The sequence below is a fragment of the Pseudomonas sp. GW456-12-10-14-LB2 genome (assembly GCF_002884345.1).
Lineage (GTDB): Bacteria > Pseudomonadota > Gammaproteobacteria > Pseudomonadales > Pseudomonadaceae > Aquipseudomonas > Aquipseudomonas paraglycinae.
Genome location: NZ_POHV01000035.1, coordinates 39826 through 61500, shown reverse-complemented (window position 1 = coordinate 61500; position 21675 = coordinate 39826). Strand labels below are relative to the sequence as shown.

The 21675-nt window shown below is 60.6% G+C and carries 19 protein-coding genes; 7 read left to right on the top strand and 12 right to left on the bottom strand.

What is annotated here, in order from left to right; all coding sequences use genetic code 11:
- Position 1: 1 nt before the first annotated feature.
- The 4 genes from C1X29_RS22180 (at position 2) to C1X29_RS22165 (ending at position 4909) form a co-directional block, all read left to right on the top strand.
- Positions 2–937 (top strand): ABC transporter permease, encoded by a 936-nt coding sequence (locus C1X29_RS22180; protein WP_102718376.1) that lies wholly within the window; start codon positions 2–4, stop codon positions 935–937.
- Positions 927–1736, top strand: a complete 810-nt coding sequence (locus C1X29_RS22175) for an ABC transporter permease (protein WP_102688605.1) — start codon at positions 927–929, stop codon at positions 1734–1736. Before C1X29_RS22180 ends, C1X29_RS22175 begins: the two co-directional genes overlap by 11 nt.
- A 50-nt stretch (positions 1737–1786) precedes the next feature.
- Positions 1787–3211, top strand: coding sequence for a gamma-aminobutyraldehyde dehydrogenase (locus C1X29_RS22170; RefSeq protein WP_102718375.1), 1425 nt, complete (start codon positions 1787–1789; stop codon positions 3209–3211).
- 213 nt (positions 3212–3424) lie between these two features.
- Positions 3425–4909, top strand: coding sequence for an APC family permease (locus C1X29_RS22165; protein WP_102718374.1), 1485 nt, complete (start codon positions 3425–3427; stop codon positions 4907–4909).
- A gap of 446 nt (positions 4910–5355) precedes the next feature.
- Here the strand turns inward: C1X29_RS22165 and C1X29_RS22160 are convergent, their stop codons facing one another.
- Positions 5356–5541: a hypothetical protein gene (locus C1X29_RS22160; RefSeq protein ID WP_007954656.1), complete on the bottom strand. Its 186-nt coding sequence runs from the start codon at positions 5539–5541 to the stop codon at positions 5356–5358.
- Between the two features lie 403 nt (positions 5542–5944).
- Between C1X29_RS22160 and C1X29_RS22155 the strand changes: the two genes are divergently transcribed.
- The gene (locus tag C1X29_RS22155) at positions 5945–7573 is read left to right on the top strand and encodes a glucan biosynthesis protein D (protein ID WP_102718373.1); all 1629 of its coding nucleotides are present in this window, start codon (positions 5945–5947) and stop codon (positions 7571–7573) included.
- 120 nt (positions 7574–7693) lie between these two features.
- Here C1X29_RS22155 and C1X29_RS22150 read toward each other — a convergent pair whose 3' ends face one another.
- The 4 genes from C1X29_RS22150 to C1X29_RS22135 all read right to left on the bottom strand — a co-directional run bounded on the left by C1X29_RS22150 (position 7694) and on the right by C1X29_RS22135 (position 11965).
- Positions 7694–8227, bottom strand: a complete 534-nt coding sequence (locus C1X29_RS22150) for a GNAT family N-acetyltransferase (protein WP_085747029.1) — start codon at positions 8225–8227, stop codon at positions 7694–7696.
- 91 nt (positions 8228–8318) lie between these two features.
- A complete protein-coding gene (locus C1X29_RS22145) occupies positions 8319–9425 on the bottom strand; it encodes an NADH:flavin oxidoreductase/NADH oxidase (protein WP_085747028.1) in 1107 nt (368 codons plus the stop codon).
- Between the two features lie 233 nt (positions 9426–9658).
- Positions 9659–11368, bottom strand: a complete 1710-nt coding sequence (gene recJ / locus C1X29_RS22140; RefSeq protein WP_102688609.1) for a single-stranded-DNA-specific exonuclease RecJ — start codon at positions 11366–11368, stop codon at positions 9659–9661.
- 54 nt (positions 11369–11422) lie between these two features.
- Entirely contained in the window at positions 11423–11965 is a 543-nt protein-coding gene (locus tag C1X29_RS22135; protein WP_102688610.1) for a YaeQ family protein, read from the bottom strand.
- Between the two features lie 146 nt (positions 11966–12111).
- On the opposite strand from C1X29_RS22135, the gene C1X29_RS22130 reads away from it, so the two are divergent.
- Together C1X29_RS22130 and C1X29_RS22125 are read left to right on the top strand one after the other, a co-directional pair.
- Positions 12112–13311, top strand: a complete 1200-nt coding sequence (locus C1X29_RS22130) for a CaiB/BaiF CoA-transferase family protein (RefSeq protein WP_102718372.1) — start codon at positions 12112–12114, stop codon at positions 13309–13311.
- Between the two features lie 13 nt (positions 13312–13324).
- On the top strand, positions 13325–14218 hold the full coding sequence (locus C1X29_RS22125; protein WP_173940210.1) for a TIGR02285 family protein: 894 nt from the start codon (positions 13325–13327) through the stop codon (positions 14216–14218).
- A 174-nt stretch (positions 14219–14392) separates the two neighbouring features.
- Here the strand turns inward: C1X29_RS22125 and C1X29_RS22120 are convergent, their stop codons facing one another.
- The 7 genes from C1X29_RS22120 to xerD form a co-directional block, all read right to left on the bottom strand.
- On the bottom strand, positions 14393–14674 hold the full coding sequence (locus tag C1X29_RS22120; RefSeq protein WP_085747026.1) for a DUF3509 domain-containing protein: 282 nt from the start codon (positions 14672–14674) through the stop codon (positions 14393–14395).
- A 164-nt stretch (positions 14675–14838) separates the two neighbouring features.
- Positions 14839–15246, bottom strand: coding sequence for a response regulator (locus C1X29_RS22115; protein WP_085747025.1), 408 nt, complete (start codon positions 15244–15246; stop codon positions 14839–14841).
- Between the two features lie 118 nt (positions 15247–15364).
- The gene (locus tag C1X29_RS22110; protein WP_102718371.1) at positions 15365–16735 is read right to left on the bottom strand and encodes a transporter substrate-binding domain-containing protein; all 1371 of its coding nucleotides are present in this window, start codon (positions 16733–16735) and stop codon (positions 15365–15367) included.
- A 119-nt stretch (positions 16736–16854) separates the two neighbouring features.
- Positions 16855–18264, bottom strand: coding sequence for a threonine synthase (gene thrC, locus C1X29_RS22105; RefSeq protein WP_085747023.1), 1410 nt, complete (start codon positions 18262–18264; stop codon positions 16855–16857).
- Between the two features lie 109 nt (positions 18265–18373).
- Positions 18374–19678 carry a homoserine dehydrogenase gene (locus C1X29_RS22100; protein ID WP_018926703.1) on the bottom strand — a complete coding sequence of 435 codons (1305 nt, stop codon included), beginning with the start codon at positions 19676–19678 and terminating at the stop codon, positions 18374–18376.
- Positions 19679–19809: 131 nt separating this feature from the next.
- Positions 19810–20541 (bottom strand): bifunctional protein-disulfide isomerase/oxidoreductase DsbC, encoded by a 732-nt coding sequence (dsbC, locus tag C1X29_RS22095; protein WP_007954633.1) that lies wholly within the window; start codon positions 20539–20541, stop codon positions 19810–19812.
- Positions 20542–20684: 143 nt separating this feature from the next.
- Complete coding sequence (xerD, locus tag C1X29_RS22090) at positions 20685–21581, bottom strand: site-specific tyrosine recombinase XerD (protein ID WP_102718370.1); 897 nt, start codon at positions 21579–21581, stop codon at positions 20685–20687.
- Positions 21582–21675 lie beyond the last annotated feature (94 nt).

The following is a 21675-nucleotide window of genomic DNA, read 5'->3' as shown; positions in this document are numbered from 1 at the left end:
CATGACCGCCCTCGCCCTCCCTCAATCGGCGCCGTTGCGCAGGTTTTCCAACCTGCTCTATCGCAAGCCGAACCTGTATCTGTCGATGTTGCTGATACCGCCGCTGCTGTGGTTCGGCGCGATCTACCTGGGCTCGCTGCTGGTGCTGTTGTGGCAAGGTTTCTACACCTTCGACGACTTCACCATGGCGGTCACCCCGGACCTGACCCTGGCCAATTTCGCCGCGCTGTTTCAGCCGTCGAACTTCGACATCATTCTGCGCACCCTGAGCATGGCCGTCGTGGTATCGATCGCCAGCGCCATCGTCGCGTTCCCGATTGCCTACTACATGGCGCGCTACACCACCGGCAAGACCAAGGCGTTTTTCTACATCGCGGTGATGATGCCGATGTGGGCCAGTTACATCGTCAAGGCCTACGCCTGGACGCTGCTGCTGGCCAAGGGCGGCGTGGCGCAGTGGTTCGTTCAGCACTTGGGGCTGGAACCGGTTCTGCAGTTCATTCTGGGAATTCCCGGGGTCGGCGGCAGCACCTTGTCGACCTCGCACCTGGGGCGGTTCATGGTGTTCGTCTACATCTGGCTGCCGTTCATGATCCTGCCGATCCAGGCCTCGCTGGAGCGCCTGCCGCCGTCGTTGCTGCAAGCCTCCGCCGACCTCGGGGCCAAGCCGCGCCAGACCTTCATGCAGGTGATTCTGCCGCTGTCGGTGCCGGGGATTGCGGCCGGTTCGATCTTCACGTTCTCGCTGACGTTGGGCGACTTCATCGTGCCGCAACTGGTGGGGCCGCCGGGCTACTTCGTCGGCAGCATGGTGTACGCGCAGCAAGGCGCGATCGGCAACATACCGATGGCTGCGGCATTCACGCTGGTGCCCATCGTGCTGATCGCCATCTACCTGTCCATCGTCAAACGACTGGGGGCCTTCGATGCACTCTGAGCGCGCGTCATTAGGTTTGCGCATTGCAGCCTGGGGCGGGCTGGTGTTCCTGCACTTCCCGATCCTGATCATCTTCCTCTACGCCTTCAACACCGAAGACGCGGCGTTCAGCTTTCCACCGAAAGGCTTCACGCTGCACTGGTTCAGCGTGGCGTTTTCGCGGCCGGATGTGCTGGAAGCGATCAAGCTGTCTTTACAGATCGCGGCCATCGCCACGCTGATCGCGATGGTGCTCGGCACCCTCGCTTCGGCGGCGTTGTACCGCCGGGACTTCTTCGGCAAACAGGGCATTTCGCTGATGCTGATCCTGCCCATCGCACTGCCGGGGATCATCACCGGGATCGCGCTGCTGGCGACCTTCAAGACGTTGGGCATCGAGCCTGGGATGTTCACCATCATCGTCGGCCACGCGACCTTCTGCGTGGTGATCGTCTACAACAACGTCATCGCTCGTCTACGCCGTACCTCGCACAGCCTGATCGAGGCGTCGATGGATCTCGGCGCCGACGGTTGGCAAACCTTCCGCTACATCATCCTGCCGAACCTCGGCTCGGCGCTGCTCGCCGGCGGCATGCTCGCGTTTGCGCTGTCGTTCGACGAAATCATCGTCACCACCTTCACCGCCGGCCATGAGCGCACCTTGCCGCTGTGGTTGCTCAACCAGTTGAGCCGCCCACGGGACGTGCCGGTAACCAACGTCGTGGCGATGCTGGTGATGCTGGTGACCATGCTGCCGATCCTTGGCGCCTACTACCTGACCCGGGGTGGCGAGAGCGTGGCCGGCAGCGGCGGCAAATGATTTCCCTGACCTTTCCCACCCTGAATTTGCAGTAGAAAGAGGACAACAACATGCAAACCAAACTCTTGATCAACGGCCAACTGGTCAACGGCGAAGGCCCGGCGCAACCGGTGCTCAACCCGGCGCGTGGCGAAGTGCTGGTGGAAATCAACGAGGCCACCGAGGCCCAGGTCGATGCCGCCGTGCGCGCCGCCGACAGTGCCTTCGCCGACTGGTCGCAGACCACGCCGAAGGACCGTTCGCTGTTGCTGCTCAAACTCGCCGACGCCATCGAAGCCCACGGCGAAGAGCTGGCGAAACTGGAATCGGACAACTGCGGCAAACCCTACAGCGCCGCGCTGAACGACGAGATTCCGGCGATTGCCGACGTGTTCCGTTTCTTCGCCGGCGCCAGCCGTTGCATGAGCGGTTCGGCCGGCGGCGAATACCTGCCCGGCCACACTTCGATGATCCGCCGCGACCCTGTGGGTGTGATCGCCTCCATCGCGCCGTGGAACTACCCGCTGATGATGGTCGCCTGGAAAATCGCCCCGGCTCTCGCCGCCGGTAATACCGTGGTGCTCAAGCCGTCGGAACAAACCCCGCTGACTGCGTTGCGTCTGGCCGAACTGGCGTCGGATATTTTCCCGGCCGGTGTACTCAATCTGGTGTTCGGGCGTGGGCCGAGCGTAGGCAGCCCGCTGGTGACCCATCCGAAAGTGCGCATGGTCTCGCTGACCGGCTCCATCGCCACTGGTTCGAACATCATTTCCAGCACCGCCGACAGCGTCAAACGCATGCACATGGAACTGGGCGGCAAAGCTCCGGTGATCATCTTCGACGACGCCGACATCGATGCGGCGGTCGAAGGCATTCGCACTTTCGGCTTCTACAACGCCGGCCAGGATTGCACCGCCGCGTGCCGGATCTATGCCCAGCAAGGCATCTACGACAAGTTCGTCGAGAAGCTCGGCGCGGCGGTCAGCAGCATCAAGTACGGCTTGCAGGATGATCCGTCCACCGAACTCGGGCCGTTGATCACCGCCCAGCATCGCGACCGCGTGGCCGGGTTTGTCGAACGCGCCGTGGCGCAACCGCACATTCGTTTGATCACTGGCGGCAAGGCTGTCGAAGGCAACGGCTTCTTCTTCGAACCGACGGTGCTGGCCGATGCGCAGCAGGACGACGAAATCGTCCGCCGTGAAGTGTTCGGGCCGGTGGTGTCGGTGACCAAATTCACCGATGAAGCCCAGGCACTGGAATGGGCCAACGATTCGGACTACGGCCTGGCGTCCTCGGTGTGGACCGCGGATGTAGGACGCGCCCATCGCCTGTCCGCGCGGTTGCAATACGGCTGCACCTGGGTGAATACGCACTTCATGCTCGTCAGCGAAATGCCGCACGGCGGTCAGAAACTGTCCGGCTACGGCAAGGACATGTCCATGTACGGGCTGGAGGACTACACCACGGTTCGGCATGTGATGTTCAAGCACTAAAAGCATCGCTGGCAAGCCAGCTCCCACAGGGTTCAGTGCAGCTCTTGTGGGAGCTGGCTTGCCAGCGATGGCGTCACTCCGGTTTCAGGAAGAAAACCGGCATTACGCATCACCAGGCATTCAAAACAATAACTACCGATCCGGGCGGCGCTTACCAAGCCCCGCCACGGCTTCGGCCATCCGAAATCTGCCGATTTCACGGAGCAAACACACATGAGTGCATCACCCGATCTCTCAGCCGCCGTTGCCGACAGCGATGCCGAACAACTGCGCCAACTGGGCTACACCTCCAACTTCAACCGCAGCATGAGCCTGTGGGAAAACTTCGCGTTGGGCTTCACTTATCTGTCGCCGGTCGTAGGGGTTTATACCCTGTTCGGCCTGTGTCTGGCCGCTGGCGGGCCGCCGATGTTCTGGGCCTATTCGCTGGTCGGTTGCGGTCAATTGCTGGTGTGCCTGGTCTTCGGCGAAGTGGTGTCGCAGTTCCCGATTTCCGGCGGTGTCTATCCTTGGGCGCGTCGCTTGGTGGGTAAGAAATGGGCATGGATGGTCGGCTGGATCTACTCCATCGCCCTGTGCGTGACCATCGCCGCCGTGGCAGTCGGTGCCGGCCCGTACCTCGCCGCCATGCTGGGTTTTGAGCCAAGCAACAACACCAACATCGTGATCGCCTTGGTGCTGACCCTGTTCGCCACCCTAGTGAATCTCAGCGGCACCAAAGTGCTGGCGCGGATCGCCATGTTCGGCTTCCTCTGCGAACTGGTGGGCGCGGTGATCGTCGGCGTGTACCTGCTGATTTTCGAGCGTCACCAACCGATCAGCGTGCTGTTCAACACCTTCGATATCAGCGTCGACGGCTCCTACCTACCGGCCTTCCTCACCGCTTCATTGGCGGGGATGTTTCTCTACTACGGCTTCGAGGCCTGCGGCGACGTGGCCGAAGAGACCCCGAACCCGAGCGCAAAAATCCCGGTGGCCATGCGCATGACCATCTACATCGGCGGCATCGCGGCGATGTTCGCTTGCCTGGCGCTGATCCTCGCCGTGCCGGACATGCAGGCGGTGATCAACGGCACCGACAAGGACCCGGTCACCACCATCCTCAACAACGCCTTCGGCCCGGTCGGCTCGAAAGTGGTGATGGGTGTGGTAATGATTTCCTTCATCTCCTGCGTCATCAGCCTGCAAGCGGCGGCGAGTCGTCTGCTGTATTCCTACGCTCGCGATGAAATGGTCATCGGCAGCCGACTGCTGAAAAAGATTTCTCCTACGACCCAGGTGCCGGTTGCCGCACTGTTCGTGTCCGGCGTCCTGCCCGGCCTGATCATCGCCCTCGGCTTCTTCCTGCAAGACGCCGTGGCGACCATCGTCAGCTTCGCCGCCATCGGCATCTACCTCGCGTTCCAGATGATCGTCCTCGCCGCCCTGTACGCCCGCAGCAAAGGCTGGAAACCGAGCGGCAAATTCACCCTCGGCGCCTGGGGCTGGCCGGTGAACATCGGCGCGCTGGTGTACGGCGTCGGCGCAATCATCAACATGGCCTGGCCGCGCACGCCGGATGCGGCGTGGTACATCAACTACGCGATGGTGCTGAGCACGGCGATCGTGATTGGGCTGGGGTTGATTTATATGTGGATTGGCAAGCCGTATGACCATGGGAAGGCGCCGGCTGGGGATGCCTGGAAAGTTAGTCGCTAAGAAAAACAGCCCCGGATTTATCACAATTTCGGGGCTGATTTCTTTCAGCGTCAGTTACTCGCTTCCTACAGACCGAACCCTCAGCATTCAGTCCCCTTTCCTACAAATGGCGTCAGCAGAGTAGACTTGGCGCCGCTAGCGCCTGACCGATAGGCTTTGTCCCGTTGCAGCCCAATTATTAGCTGAGGTCGAAGCCGGAAATCTGTCAACACGGTGTTTGCCCTTCATTGAACTGTGGTTATTCCGAACCTCAGTTCTGCGTTATGGCGGGCCGCGTGGCGCGGGCCTTCCGGGTTTGCCGTGTTGACGGGAAGTAACCCGACTTCGAACGCCACTCGGTTCGCCACCCAACTTGTCGAAGGGGTGGATGCAACCGCAGTATCCCCGGTAAGTCTCAAGAATGAAAAAGGGGCGAACTTCACAGTCCACCCCTTTGGTTTTTCACTTCAAAACCGCGAAACACTCCTCATCGCATCCACCAGATACCGCATCGCAATCCGGTCGCTCTCCGACAACTCCCGGTAACGCTCCACCAGTTTCAGTTCGTCAGGACTGAGCCGGCGTCTTCGCCGGACGTTGGTGAGGCAGGGAAAGATGCCCAACATTTCGGTGATGCCTTGTCCTTTTGTCATGGACGATGTCCTTTTCTAGTACGTCAGAAATTTTCGAAAACCGCATCGCCCTGCTCCTTTAAGCAGCGATTTGAGCCCTGCCGGTCGGATGGGTCGTGACCGGCGATGCCCATAGAATAGAAATTAAATCGGCGCTGAAAAGCTGTTTTTAGAGTAATTAGTCGAAAAAAGCAGATATGCCCTATAAATCAGAAAAGTCTGTGAGATAAATAACCGTAACGTCTTGTTTCATTGAGACGCTGTCGCCGTGCTATCAATGAATTTTGCAAAATCGGCGAACCGATTAAGCTAGCGGGCATCTGTTACTAGTCCGTAGCGTTTGGCCGAAGGCTTGTCCGAACCGTAATTTCTGATCCAGTACGTGCCAGGAACGGCGCGGGATTGTCCACGACAGGTTGTATTTATGCACCGCAGGAATTTGCTCAAAGCGTCCATGGCCATTGCGGCTTACACCGGCCTTTCCGCCTCCGGCCTGCTCGCCGCACGCGCCTGGGCCGCCTCTGGCGGTGCCGCCGACGGTGAGGCCTTGGCCTTCGACTTCGAAACGCTGAAGCGCCAGGCCAAGCAACTGGCCGGCAGCGCGTATCAGGACACCAAACAGGTGCTGCCGCCTACACTGGCGACCATGACCCCGCAAAACTTCAACGCGATCCGCTACGACGGCGAGCATTCGCTGTGGAAGGAGAACAAGGGTCAGCTCGATGTGCAGTTCTTCCACGTCGGCATGGGTTTCCGCCAGCCGGTGCGCATGTATAGCGTCGATCCGAAGACTCGCACGGCCCGCGAGGTGCATTTCCGCCCTCAACTGTTCAACTACGAAAACACTTCGGTCGACACCCAGCAGCTCAAGGGCGACCTGGGTTTTGCCGGCTTCAAACTGTTCAAGGCACCGGAGCTGGATCGGCATGACGTGGTGTCGTTCCTCGGCGCCAGCTACTTCCGCGCGGTGGATGCCACTGGCCAATATGGCCTCTCCGCCCGTGGCCTGGCCGTCGACACCTACGCCAAGAAACGCGAAGAATTCCCTGACTTCACCAAATTCTGGTTCGAAACCCCGGATCAGAACGCGACCCGCTTTGTGGTCTACGCCCTGCTCGACTCGCCGAGCGCGACCGGTGCCTATCGCTTCGACATCGACTGCCAGGCCGAGCGCGTGGTGATGGAAGTCGACGCCCACATCAATGCCCGTACCGCCATCGAGCAACTGGGCATCGCCCCGATGACCAGCATGTTCAGCTGCGGCACCCACGAGCGCCGGATGTGCGACACCATTCACCCGCAGATTCATGACTCGGATCGTCTGGCCATGTGGCGCGGCAACGGCGAGTGGATCTGCCGACCGCTGAACAACCCGGCGACCCTGCAATTCAACGCCTTCGCCGACACCGATCCGAAAGGTTTCGGTCTGGTGCAGACCGACCATGAGTTCGCCAACTATCAGGACACCGTCGACTGGTACAGCAAGCGTCCGAGCCTGTGGGTAGAACCTACAACCGCATGGGGCGAAGGCTCCATCGATCTGCTGGAAATTCCTACAACCGGCGAAACCCTCGACAACATCGTTGCGTTCTGGACGCCGAAGAAACCGGTAGCGGCCGGCGACTCGCTGAACTATGGCTACAAGCTCTACTGGAGCGCCCTGCCGCCGGTCGGCACGCCGCTGGCGCGGGTGCATGCGACCCGTTCGGGCATGGGTGGATTTGTCGAGGGTTGGGCACCGGGTGAGCATTACCCGCCGGTCTGGGCCCGTCGCTTTGCTGTGGACTTCACCGGTGGCGGCCTGGATCGCCTGCCGCAGGGCACCGGGATCGAACCGGTGGTGACTTGCTCCAACGGTAAGGTGCAGGACTTCAGCGTGCTGGTGCTGGATGACATCAAGGGTTACCGGATCCTGTTCGACTGGTACCCGACCAACGACAGCGTGGAGCCGGTTGAGCTGCGACTGTTCATCCGCACCAACGATCGCACGCTGAGCGAAACCTGGTTGTACCAGTACTTCCCGCCGGCGCCGGACAAGCGCAAGTATCCTTAATGATTCTCTGGCGTCAGATCGGGCCTCATCGCTGGCAAGCCAGCTCCCACATGGATATCGATTGATCACAGCGTTTGTGTACAACCGAAACCTGTGGGAGCGAGCTTGCTCGCGATGGCGTCAGTCCAGGCGACAGTAAAAGTGGATATCGTGAGGTTCGAGTGCAAACAACTCGGGATCCGGTTGTGCCAGCAACCGGCAGCCCTGGCGCTGGTAGAACTCCACGGTATTGCGCGACTCGGTCGCCGACACGTACAACGCCGCTGCACCGACCTCCCGACCATGCTCGCAGGCCAGGGCAAACAATCGCCCGCCAAGCCCCTGCCCACGCCAGGCACGGCTGATGTGCAGAAACTTCAACTGCCGCATGTTCAGACCCTGATTGTGAATAACCCGGTTATCCACAACCACCGCCGCCACCAGTGTCTCTCCATCGAAAATCCCGTGTAGCCACCCGCCGCTGCGCCAGCACTTTTCCAATACCCGCGCATTTTCCGCCGCCTCCCCTTCGGGCCAGCCGCGCATGTCGAAACGCGCCGGATACAGAATCAGCTCACCGTTTTCCACGCGATAGCACTCTTCGACCAGTTCACTGCGGTCGATCAACGCAAGCAGCGGCAAGTCCGATTCAGTCAGCTCTCGTTCGATCAACATTGCGATCCATTCCTTCGCGATTCCAAACGACAGGCAAGAAAAAACCCGCCGGTTCAATGGCGGGTTTTATAGGCTTTGCGACCAGTCGGAATCAATCCCGCAGATCAGACTCGTGAATCGGCTGATCCCGATGAGTCGCACGTTGATACTGCGCCGGCCACACCGCTTTGCGTCCGCCCAGGTCATCGTCGGCATGCAGCGGCCAGTAAGGATCACGCAGCAACTCACGGGCGAGGAAGATGATGTCGGCCTGACAGGTTCGCAGGATGTGCTCGGCTTGGGCCGGCTCGGTAATCATTCCCACGGTGCCGGTGGCGATGCCTGACTCCTTGCGTACACGTTCGGCGAAGCGCGTCTGATAACCCGGCCCCACGGGGATTTCGGCATTGACCGCCGTGCCACCCGATGACACATCGATCAGATCAGCCCCCAAGGCTTTCAGGCGTCGCGCCAGCTCCACGGTTTCATCCGGATTCCAGCCGTCCTCCACCCAGTCGGTGGCCGACAGGCGCACAAACACCGGCAGTTCTTCCGGCCACACCGCGCGTACCGCCTCGGTCACTTGCAGCACCAGACGAATGCGATTTTCGAACGAACCGCCGTACTGGTCGCGGCGCTGGTTGCTGAGCGGCGACAGAAACTGGTGCAGCAGATAACCGTGCGCCGCATGCACCTCGACCACACTGAAACCGGCGGTCAGCGCACGTTTGGCTGCGGCCACGAAGTCCTGAATGACCTGGGCGATCTGCCCTTCATCCAGTTGTTTCGGCTGGGTGTGTTGCGGGTCAAAGGCAATCGGCGAAGGCCCGACCGGCGTCCAGCCACCGTCCTCCGGTTTGACGCTGCCGTGCTTGCCGATCCACGGCCGGTGGGTGCTGGCCTTGCGCCCGGCGTGGGCCAGTTGAATGCCGGCCACTGCGCCCTGCGCATTGATGAAACGGGTGATGCGTTGCAGCGGTGCGATCTGTTCGTCGTTCCACAGGCCCAGGTCTTCGGCGGTAATCCGCCCGTCGGCCGTGATCGCCGTGGCTTCGGTGAATACCAGGCCAGCGCCCCCCACGGCACGGCTGCCGAGGTGCACCAGATGCCAGTCGTTGGCCAGGCCATCGACGCTGGAGTACTGGCACATGGGCGACACGGCGATGCGGTTGGACAGGGTCAGTTGGCGAAGGGTAAAGGGTTCAAGCAGCAGACTCATGGGGCACCTCTCAAATCAGTGGGCAGGCTCCAGGGTTCTGTTTGAAAAGTCGACGAGTGACAGGAAAAAGGTGCAGCACCCGCCCCCGCGGGCAAAAAATTCGACAAGACGTCACAAGGCCAATCAAGCAGTGCTTAGAGCCTAGTCGACATCCGGGGATGAGGGAGGGTTCAGAAATGAAACAGCACAATTGAAGCTTCCTGCGCCCCTTCAGTTAAGGGGCGCAAAGTCCTTTAGCGCGGTTCGATGTGGGCGATCATCAACTGCACGGTCTCATTGCCGCGAAACTCGTTGAGATCGAGCTTGTAGGCCAGTTCGACCCATTTGATCGTCGGGTTCGGCCAGATATCGCGATCGATGCCGAAGGCGATGCCATCGAGCTTCACCGAACCGCATTCGGTCTTCAGTACCACTTTCAGGTGCCGCTCGCCGACCACTCGCTGCTCGACCAACTGGAACACCCCGTGAAACAGCGGCTCCGGGAAATGCTGGCCCCACGGCCCGGCGTGGCGCAGGGCGCGAGCCAGTTCCAGATGAAATTCCTCGACCGCCAGCGTGCCGTCCGATAGCAGACGCCCTGTCAGATCTTCCTCGCGAAGTTGCCTACGCACTTCGGCGTCAAAGGCCTCGGCGAACAACGGAAAATTCTCCTGCGGCAAGGTCAGACCGGCCGCCATCGCGTGGCCACCGTACTTACTGATCAGATCCGGATGTTGTGCCGCGACCACGCTCAGCGCGTCACGAATATGGAAACCCTGCACCGAACGCCCCGAGCCCTTGAGCAGGCCGTCACCGGCATCGGCGAAGGCGATGGTCGGGCGGAAATACCGCTCCTTCATCCGCGAAGCCAGGATACCGATGACGCCCTGGTGCCATTCCGGATCGAACAGGCAAAGACCGAACGGCATCGACTCAACCGGCAAGTCCTTGAGCTGGGCCAGCGCTTCACGCTGCATGCCTTGCTCAATGGATTTGCGGTCCTGATTCATGCCGTCCAGTTGTGCGGCCATTTCCCGGGCCAGCGCAGGGTCGTGGGTCAGCAGGCATTCAATGCCCAGGCTCATGTCATCCAGACGCCCCGCCGCGTTCAGACGCGGGCCGACGATAAAACCGAGGTCGGTAGACGTAATGCGCGAAGCCTCACGCTTGGCCACTTCCAGGATCGCCTTGATCCCCGGCCGCGCACGTCCGGCGCGAATTCGTTCCAGGCCCTGGTGCACCAGAATCCGGTTGTTGGCATCCAGCGGCACCACGTCGGCGACGCTGCCCAGCGCCACCAGATCCAGCAGTTCGCCGATGTTCGGCTGTGGTTTGCTCTCGTACCAGCCGAGGCTGCGCAGGCGTGCGCGCAAGGCCATCAACACATAGAAAATCACCCCGACCCCGGCCAGCGCCTTACTCGGAAACTCGCAGCCGGGCTGGTTCGGATTGACCAGCGCATCTGCATGCGGCAGCTCATCGCCGGGCAAGTGGTGGTCAGTAATCAAAACCTTCAGGCCATGGCGCTTCGCGGCCGCTACACCTTCAACGCTGGAAATACCGTTGTCGACGGTGATCAACAGTTGCGGCTCGCGGGTCATCGCGACTTCGACGATTTCCGGGGTCAGGCCGTAGCCGTATTCAAAGCGGTTCGGCACCAGATAATCGACGTGCGCCGCGCCCAGCAGGCGCAAACCGAGCACGCCCACGGTGCTGGCCGTCGCGCCGTCGGCGTCAAAGTCGCCGACGATCAGGATCCGCTGACGCTGCTCCAGCGCCGTCACCAGCAGGTCCACCGCCGCATCGATCCCTTTGAGCTGCTGGAACGGAATCAACCGCGCCAGGCTCTTGTCCAGCTCCGCCTCGGACTGCACGCCCCGCGCCGCGTACAGGCGGGTCAGTAGCGGTGGCAGTTCACCGAGAAACGGCAGAGTGGCGGGCAACGGGCGAGGATCGATACGCATGGGGTGACAGAAGCTTCTCTTGAATACGTGGGATTTTTCGGGAGTAACGCGGACTTAGCCGCGATCGCCTTGCAGCCAGGTGAGCTGGACTTCGTGCTGGCCACGGTCGTCAGTGACGAAGATCGTGCCTTCGCTGATCATCACGTCCCACTTGATGACGCGGGGCATGTCCTGGGCCAGGGTTTCCAGCACTTCCTGCGGCACGGCGGCAATGTTGACGTTCTTCAGATTTTTGATCGCCGGGATCACCTTGCCTTCCCAGACACGCAGGCTGCCGTAGGCCAACAGGCTGGTGCGCTCGGTGCGACGGGAGCACCAGGTCAGGCGATCCGCGTCCGGCTGGCCGACTTCGATCCAGTGCAGGACACGATCATCCAGGCTCTTTTCCCACAGCGCAGGTTCGTCCACGTCCGACAGACCACGACCGAACGACAGTTGCTCGTTGTACCAGAGCGCGTAGGCCAACAGGCGTACGGTCATGCGTTCTTCGGTTTCCGAAGGGTGACGGGCGATGGTCTGCTTCACGTTCTCGTAGACGCTGCGGTCGAGATCGGTGAGGTTCAGTTCGAATTTGTAGGTAGTGGACGGCTGGGCCATGAACGGGCTTCTTGATACGAGGAAAGTCGGCAAGTCTAACCGATGCTGTAGGCAATCCACGAATTGATGGCGATCAACCTTGCGCGACTGACAGCCGGCTATGTTAAAACGCTGTATCTGCTCAGCCTTGTCCTACAGGATCTCGCATGCCGTTCGCCAACAAACCGCTCAGCGGTCTGAAAGTCATTGAATTGGGTACTTTGATTGCCGGGCCGTTTGCCTCGCGCATCTGCGGCGAGTTCGGCGCCGAAGTGATCAAGATCGAGTCGCCGGACGGCGGTGATCCGCTGCGCAAATGGCGCAAGTTGTACGAAGGCACCTCGCTGTGGTGGTTCGTCCAGGCGCGCAACAAAAAGTCCCTGACGCTGAACCTGAAACACCCCGACGGCTTGGCGATCCTGAAAAAACTGCTGGTTGAAGCCGACATTCTGATCGAGAACTTCCGCCCCGGCGTGCTGGAAAAACTCGGCCTGGGCTGGGAAACCCTGCATGCGCTGAACCCGAAACTGGTGATGGTGCGCCTGTCCGGCTTCGGCCAGACCGGGCCGATGAAAGATCAGCCTGGGTTCGGCGCGGTCGGCGAATCCATGGGCGGCCTGCGCTACATCACCGGTTTCGAAGACCGCCCGCCGGTGCGCACCGGGATTTCCATTGGCGATTCGATTGCTGCTTTGTGGGGCGTGATCGGTGCGTTGATGGCCCTGCGTCATCGCGAGGTCAACGGCGGTCTCGGCCAAGTGGTCGATGTGGCGTTGTACGAAGCGATCTTCGCCATGATGGAAAGCATGGTGCCGGAGTTCGATGTGTTCGGCTTCATTCGCGAGCGCACCGGCAACATCATGCCGGGCATCACACCATCATCGATCCACACCAGCGCCGACGGCAAACACGTGCAGATCGGCGCCAACGGCGATGCAATCTTCAAGCGCTTCATGCTGATCATCGGCCGTGAAGATCTGGCCAATGACCCGGCGCTGGCCAGCAACGACGGGCGCGACACCCGCCGCGATGAGTTGTACGGCGTGATAGACCGCTGGGTGAATTCGCTGCCGCTGCAAACCGTGCTGGACCTGCTGAACCAGGCTGAAGTCCCGGCCAGCCGGATCTTCAGCGCCGAAGACATGTTCAACGATCCGCAGTACCTGGCCCGGGAAATGTTCCTGCACGCCAAACTGCCGGACGGCAAACCCTTCAAGATGCCAGGCATCGTGCCGAAACTCTCTGAGACACCCGGCTCGTCCGAATGGGTCGGACCGCAGCTCGGTGAACACAATGCGCAGGTACTCCACGATCTTGGCTACGACGAGAAGCAGATCGCCCGGCTGCGCGAAGACGGAGCCATCTGAGCTGAATCGCCTGATGCCCTCGGCCTCGAACCGCGCCCACCATTGGTGGACCTGGCGGTTGTTCGGCCTGCTATTTCTGCTGGTGCTGCCGACGTGGGTGCAGGCCAAGCCGACGTTGATCTGGTTGCTGCGCGACCTGCCGCCACTGACGATCTTCGAAGGCCCGAAAAAGGGCCAAGGCGTTATCGATCAATTGATGCCGATGCTGATTGCCGGCATGCCGCAATACGAACACACCTTGATGCGGGTCAATCGCGCCCGTGGCACTCAAATGCTGCATGAACATCCCTTTGCCTGCGATCCGTCGCTGATCTGGAACAAAGAACGGGCACAGTGGATCGCGTTCTCCATCCCTGCGTTTCGCGCGGTCAGCAATGGTCTGGTGGTGCGTCAGAGAGACCGCGAAGTGCTGGAGCCGTTTCTGGTCGAGGACGAAGTCGATCTGTCGGCGTTTCTGGCCAACGGCGAGCGAAAAGTCGGAGTGGTGGCGGAACGCAGTTATGGCGAGTACATCGATACATTGCTGCATCAGGCACCAACCGGCGCGCTGACGCCGCACTACGGCAACGATGCGCTCAGCAGCCTGCTGTCGATGCAGCGTCTGGGGCGTTTGCAAGTGGTGCTGGGTTACTGGCCGGAGATCCGTTATCAGGCGCGGCAGGCCGAGATCGCCGAGGACGAACTGCTGTTCTTCCCGATTCGCGGCACGGGCAAGTACCTGTCGGGCCATGTCGGCTGCACCGACACCACGGCGGGTCGACAGGCGATCACGGAAATCAATCAGCTGTTACGCACCCTGCCCCACGAGCATCTCAACCAGCTCTACGCCGACTGGCTCGACCCCGAGAGGCGCCAGGATTATCTGGAACAGGCGCGGATTTTCTTCGAGCAACAGGCCGCGCAGTGAAATCCGGGCAAAAAGAAACCCCGAGAAGTGGGGAGACGACTCGGGGTTAAACGTGGTCTGTATCAAAGACCCGTAGCAGCAAGCGACAAGCACCGGAGCACAATGCTTGATCCTGCTGTTACGGGGTCTGACTGACTTGGGTGCAGGAAGGTTCCCACAAATGAAAAATCAGTTTCAGAGGGTCGGGTGCTTGTCGAGGGCTGCGTTTCGCAACGCCGCGATCACACAGGGTTCCAGCCGGCCTTCGGCAATCAGGATGTCACGGTGCAGGCCGTCGACCACATCCGTCAGCTGGCGCTTGTCGCTCAATTGCGCCTGATTGAATTCGCGCTCCACCACGATCGCGCCGCTGCCGTTCTTCAAGGTCACCAGGCATTCGCCATGGCGACCGCGAGGGGTCAACGTCACTTGATACGGGCTCAGAGCCTCACCGAGCAATAGACTGATACTTTCCATCTCGATCTCCACTCAATAGTCCGAAAACACAGTGTCTGGGGCGTGTTCACAGTAAATGACCACCGGCCCGAGAAGAAAGTTCTGCTTGTCACCGGCCTCTCCCGGAGCGTCACCGGCCTATCGGAGCATGCATGGTGAAGATGACAGAAAAATAACCGTGGGGGTCAAGCGTCGACGGAATGCCTGGGGATGGTCATGTAGGTGTCCAGCAGTGCCCTCATCAATACCGCCGAAACGGGAGTGTGCAGGCGGCCCAGCAATATGATCCGGTGCTCGCCCAGCAAGGTTTCCAGATCGTCCAGCAGGGTGGGTGCCACAGCCCCCAGCAGAATCAGTGCACGTGCTTCCTGCCGGTCGGCCATATGCCGGATCAGCGCCAGCCCGTCACCGTTCTGCAATTGTGGATTGCACAGGGTGATGTCGACGGCTCCGCGACGTTCCAGTGAGCGCTTTGCCGAGCCCAGCGACGGTGCGGTCAGAACATCGTAGATACCAATGGCGTTGAGCATCTGGTGCAACGCCATCAGCTGGAACGGATTGGGTTCTAGAATCAGGATCTTGAGCGAGCGCATGGGACGACCTCTGGAGCGACAATCGCGGATTCACGCCGCAGTGGCCTGTCACTCTAGGGCAGTGGTCCTAAGCCTCCCATCAGAAAAGGAATCGCTGCTTATAGGACTTTTCCCATCTTTAATGCAGACATCGACACCCACTCTCCTTCCGCCGCTCGGTGATGTCCGTCCAGCCCCCGAGCAGGCCTCGCAGTTTTCCATCGACACTGTAAAACGGCACCGTCCATTGATAGATCTGACGGGGGCCGCTCTTGAACATCAGTTGCCGCTTGCTGAAGCGTGTTTTACGCGTACCCAGCTGCGCCATGAATTCGTCGTGCAGCATCAATGCCGTGGCCTGTGGAAGTGCATCGAACTCGAACAGCATCCGGCCCTGCACCTGCTCCTGCCGGACCGACAGCGCATCTTCGTAACTGCGGTTGCACATGATCAACCGACCCTGCAGATCGCGCACGAACACGGGGTCGGGCATCGCATCGATCAATGCATGTTGAAAGGCCAGTTGATCACCCAGATTCTTTTCGGCTGCCCGTCGCTGCTTCACTTCTGCCGCCAGTCGACGGTTCCACATCAAAGGCAATAGCCCGAACACGCCAAGCCCGCCCATTGCCCAGCAACCCCACTTGATCAGGAGCGAGCCGATCGAGGGTGTCGGCGCAGGAGAGACGCCATCCAGCCACTTCAGGCGCATGGAACGAAGCTCCGCCGCGGAGAAGGCGCCCAATGCCTTGTTGAGGATGCTCACCAGCTCGGGCAACCCTTTGCGTACTGCCAGATGGTCGGCCTCCCACTTGCCCTCCACGAGACCACCGACCTTGAGCAGGCCGGAGGGAAACAGCTGAGCGCCGATCTCGTTTTCGATGGTGGCATAGGCCTCGCCACTTTCCACCAGCGCCCGAGCCTCAGCATAGGTCTTGACCGAACGAATCGGGATCGATGGGTAGTCGCGTCGAATGCCGTCCTCCAGCGCATGCCGGGCCGGCAGCACCAGGACTCGCTTGGACAGCATCTCGAGCGACCGTATTGCCGGTTCGCCTGAATGACCGACGAACACCCACCCTGCACCGCCGAACGCGTGACTGAAGTCCAGAAATGCCTTGCGCTCCTCGTTCATTGCCAACGTCGTGCTGATGTCGGCCACGCCACTCTGGAGCCGTTCCAGCATGTGGTCGGTGGAAAACGATTCCTGATGAACGAACTGCAATCCGGTCATGGCGCTGATGTGCTTGAGCACATCGTTGTTCAGGCCGCTCCATTGGCCATGTTCGTCCTGAAACAGATACAACGGGTATTGCACAGAGGCGACGGTCACACGAGGGTTATCTCGAATCCACTGACGCTCATGCTCATCCAGCTCGATGGGCTGAATAGCCTCCACCGTGTCGGGGTGTCTCGCCAGATGGGCGGCTTCGACCCACTGTGACAACCCGAAGCTCCCCGATAAAAACAACCAGCACAGGGCTGGTTTCAATCCTGAAAAAAACCGCATTGCCACATCCTTCGTCATCGACTCGCCCGTCCTTCGTGGGCGAAACGCGCGCAGTGTGGCATGCAAAAACAAGAAAGCCCGTCAGGAGACGGGCTTCAAAATGTGACAGCTTTGCGGTCTTAAAGAGGCTTGCCGCGGTTGCCATGCTGGCTGACAAAGGCTTGTACGGCTTTGAGCTCGTTCGCCAGCACAGTGCAGCGCTCTTCTCTCTCAAACAAATCAGAAAGATGTGCAGGCAGTTCGAGAGCTTTTCCTACACCGGCTTTCTCCACCGCGTCCGGGAACTTGACCGGATGCGCCGTGCCCAGAATCACCATCGGGATATCCAGGCTGCGACGACATTCACGAGCGGCCTTCACGCCGATGGCGGTGTGCGGATCCAGCACTTCCCCGGTCTGTTCGTAGACTTCGGCGATGGTTTCGCAGGTTTGCGCATCGTCCACAGCCAGCGAGTCGAACAGTTTGCGTGCCTCGGTCCAGCGTTCCTGTTCGACGCTGAAGCCGCCGCCCTGCCTGAACGAATCCATCAGCCCGGCAATCGCCGCGCCGTTGCGACCGTGCAGGTCGAACAGCAGGCGTTCGAAGTTCGACGAGACCATGATGTCCATCGACGGCGACAGCGTGGCGTGCAGGGTTTCCTTGACGTACTGGTTGCCGCTCATGAAGCGGTGCAGGATATCGTTGCGGTTGGTGGCGACGATCAACTGGTTGATCGGCAGGCCCATGTTGCGCGCCAGGTAACCGGCGAAGATGTCGCCGAAGTTGCCGGTCGGCACCGAGAACGACACCGAACGCGCCGGGCCGCCCAATTGCAGCGCTGCGTGGAAGTAGTAAACGATCTGGGCCATGATCCGCGCCCAGTTGATCGAGTTGACTGCCACCAGACGGGTGCCCTTGAGGAAGCTCTGGTCGGCGAAGCTGGCCTTGACCATTTCCTGGCAGTCATCGAAGTTGCCTTCGATGGCGATGTTGTGGATGTTCTCACCGAGAATGGTGGTCATCTGCCGACGCTGCACTTCGGACACACGGTTGTGCGGGTGCAGGATGAAGATGTCGACGTTTTCGCAGTGCTTGCAGCCTTCGATGGCGGCCGAACCGGTGTCACCGGAGGTGGCGCCGACGATGACCACGCGCTCGCCGCGCTTTTCCAGCACGTAGTCGAGCAAACGACCGAGCAGTTGCAGGGCGAAGTCCTTGAACGCCAGGGTCGGGCCGTGGAACAGCTCCAGCACCCATTCGTTGCCGTTCAGCTGACGCAGCGGCGCAACGGCGTTGTGGGCGAACACACCGTAGGTTTCTTCAAGAATCTTTTTGAAATCGGCGTCCGGAATGCTGCCGGTGACGAACGGGCGCATGACGCGGAAAGCCAGCTCGTGATACGGCAGGCCGGCCCAGGAAGCGATTTCTTCCTGGGTGAAACGTGGCAGGTTTTCCGGGACGTACAAACCGCCGTCGGTTGCAAGACCGGCCAGCAGGACGTCTTCGAAATTCAGGGCCGGTGCCTGGCCGCGGGTACTGATGTAACGCATAGGGGCAAACCTTCGGTTTGAGCCTCAAGCTACGAGTTACAAGCTTCAAGTAAAAGCCGGACTGCTTTTCTCTTGCTGCTTGCAGCTCGAAGCTTGCAGCTGTTTCTGTTTAGTTCAAGTGCTCGACGCGGATCCGCACAACCGGACCGACCACGCCCGCCAGCGCTTCGAGGGCGGCGATCGCATCGTTGATGTGCTGCTCCAGCACGCGGTGGGTCAGCAGGATCATCGGCACCAGGCCGTCGTGTTCCTCGACTTCCTTCTGCATGATCGACTCGATGTTGATGCCGCGCTCCGAGAGGATGCTCGCCACCTGAGCGAGTACACCCGGATGGTCCTTGGCCTGGATGCGCAGGTAGTAGGCGCTTTCGCAGGCTTCGATCGGCAGGATCGGATGGGCCGACAGCGAGTCCGGCTGGAAGGCCAGGTGCGGCACGCGGTTTTCCGGGTCGGAGGTCATGGCGCGAACCACGTCCACCAGATCCGCGATCACCGACGAAGCAGTCGGCTCCATGCCGGCGCCGGCGCCGTAGAACAGGGTCGAACCGGCAGCGTCACCGTTGACCATCACCGCGTTCATCACGCCGTTGACGTTGGCGATCAGACGATCGGCCGGGATCAGCGTCGGGTGTACGCGCAGCTCGATGCCGGCGGCGGTGCTGCGTGCCACGCCCAGGTGCTTGATGCGGTAGCCCAGCGCTTCGGCGTAGTTCACGTCGGCGGTGGTCAGCTTGGTGATGCCTTCGGTGTAAGCCTTGTCGAACTGCAGCGGAATACCGAACGCGATCGATGCCAGGATCGTCAGCTTGTGCGCGGCGTCGATGCCCTCGACGTCGAAGGTCGGGTCGGCTTCGGCGTAGCCCAGCGCTTGCGCCTCGGCCAGCACGTCTTCGAAGGTGCGACCCTTCTCGCGCATTTCGGTGAGGATGAAGTTGCCGGTGCCGTTGATGATCCCGGCGACCCAGTTGATACGGTTGGCGGACAGGCCTTCACGGATCGCCTTGATCACCGGAATGCCGCCGGCGACCGCCGCTTCGAATGCCACGATCACGCCTTTCTCGCGTGCCTTGGCGAAAATTTCATTACCGTGAACGGCAATCAGAGCCTTGTTCGCGGTGACCACATGCTTGCCATTCTCGATGGCCTTGAGTACCAGCTCGCGGGCAACGGTATAGCCGCCCATCAGCTCTATGACGATGTCGATCTCAGGGTTCGTGGCCACTTCGAAGACATCGTTGGTAATCGCAATACCGGTCGTCTGGAACTGAGGCTTTGGCGTGCGCATGGCAATTTGTGCCACTTCGATTCCACGCCCGGCACGACGAGCAATTTCCTCGGCGTTGCGCTGAAGTACGTTGAAGGTTCCGCCACCGACGGTCCCTAACCCACAGATGCCTACTTTGACCGGTTTCACTGTGAACTCCCCATAAAACGGCCGACACGAGGCCGGCCGTGAAAACAACCGCAGGTTCGCGGCTCTCTGTTGATGGCCCGGCAATCCTGCCGCCGGACCACGCTCGTCACACCAGGGCGTGACGATGCGAATTACTTCGCGCCCAGCGCCAGTTTGGCGACTTGTGGCGCAGGCTGGTAGCCCGGAATGACTTGTCCGTCAGCCAAAACGATGGCCGGCGTACCGTTCACACCGATCGACTGGCCTAGGGCGAACTGTTTGGAAACCGGGTTCTCGCACTTGGCGGCCTTGATTTCCTTGCCATCGACCATTTTGTCCATGGCGGCTTTCTTGTCTTTCGAGCACCACACGGCTTGCAGTTGCTCGTCACCCGGCGAGCCGAGGCCCTGGCGCGGGAACGCCACGTAACGCACTTCGATGCCGCGCTTGTTCAGCTCGGGCACTTCGGCGTGCAGCTTGTGGCAATACGGGCACGTAGTGTCGGTGAAAACGGTGATGTGCGACTTGGTTTCGCCCACGGCCGGGTAAACCACGGTCTCGGCCACCGGAATCGCATTGATCAGTTTGGAAATGCCCAGGCGCTCGGTCTTCTCGGTCAGGTTGACCGGTTTGCCGTCCTTGAGCTGGAACATGTAGCCCTGAACGATGTACTGGCCGTCGGCGCTGGCGTAGAGCACGCGGCTGCCCTTGAGCTTGACTTCGTACAGGCCCGGCAGCGGGCTGGCGGTGATGGTGTCCACCGGCACGTCGAGCTGGAGGTTTTCCAGGCTTTGGCGAATCGCTTTGTCGGCCGCGTCATCGGCGACGGCAAAGGTGCTGACCAACGCAATGGCTGCGGCGGCGAAAATCTGGGTCAGACGCATGAGAACTCCTGAAGGCGGACAAATGGAACGATCAGAACGCCCGTGCCGGAACACCGGGTCATAACCGCCCATCGTGCAAACCGGCAAAGCCTACCACATAAGGCTCCCGTGGCCGAATGCGCCTGTCGCAAGACAAATGGCGCTCAGCCGCGCGGGTGATGTTTGGCATGCAGATCCTGCAAACGTGCCCGGGCGACGTGAGTGTAGATCTGCGTGGTCGACAGGTCGCTGTGGCCCAACAGCATCTGCACCACCCGCAAATCGGCGCCATGGTTGAGCAGGTGTGTGGCAAACGCGTGACGCAAGGTGTGCGGCGACAGCGATTTACCAATGCCGGCGACCTTGGCCTGATGCTTGATGCGGTGCCAGAAGGTCTGGCGGGTCATCTGCTCGCCGCGCTGGCTGGGGAACAGCACATCACTGGGGCGCCCGCCCAGCAGCTCGCTGCGGCCATCGCGCAAGTAGCGCTCGACCCAGACAATCGCTTCCTCGCCCATTGGCACCAACCGCTCCTTGCTGCCCTTGCCCATCACCCGCAACACGCCCTGACGCAGGTTGACCTGTTCCAGAGTCAGACTGATCAGCTCGGTCACCCGCAGCCCGCAGGCATACAAGACTTCGAGCATGGCGCGGTCGCGCTGGCCGATGGCTTCGCTCAGGTCTGGTGCCTTCAGCAAAGCTTCAACGTCGGCTTCCGACAAGGATTTGGGCAATGGCCGACCGAGTTGCGGCATATCCACGCGCAAGGTCGGATCGACCGAAATCAGTTTTTCCCGCAGCAGGTAGCGATAAAAGCCACGCACACCGGAGAGAAATCGCGCGGTGGAGCGAGGTTTGTAGTTCTGTTCCAGACGCCAGGCCAGGTGGTCGAGGATCAGTTCGCGACCGGCATTGATCAGCTCGAGACCTTTGTCCTGCAACCAGCCGTTGAACAGCGCGAGATCGCTGCGGTAGGCGTCGCGAGTGTTGTCGGAGAGACCTTTTTCCAGCCAGAGGGCGTCGAGAAACTGGTCGATCAGTGGGTGGTCGATGGCAGGCATGGGCGCTCAAGACACGCAGGCTTGGCACTGCGCGCAAATAAAGAGTGAACGGTTGAAATGGCCGCTAGTCTTTCATAGCCCGCTATTTCAAGGA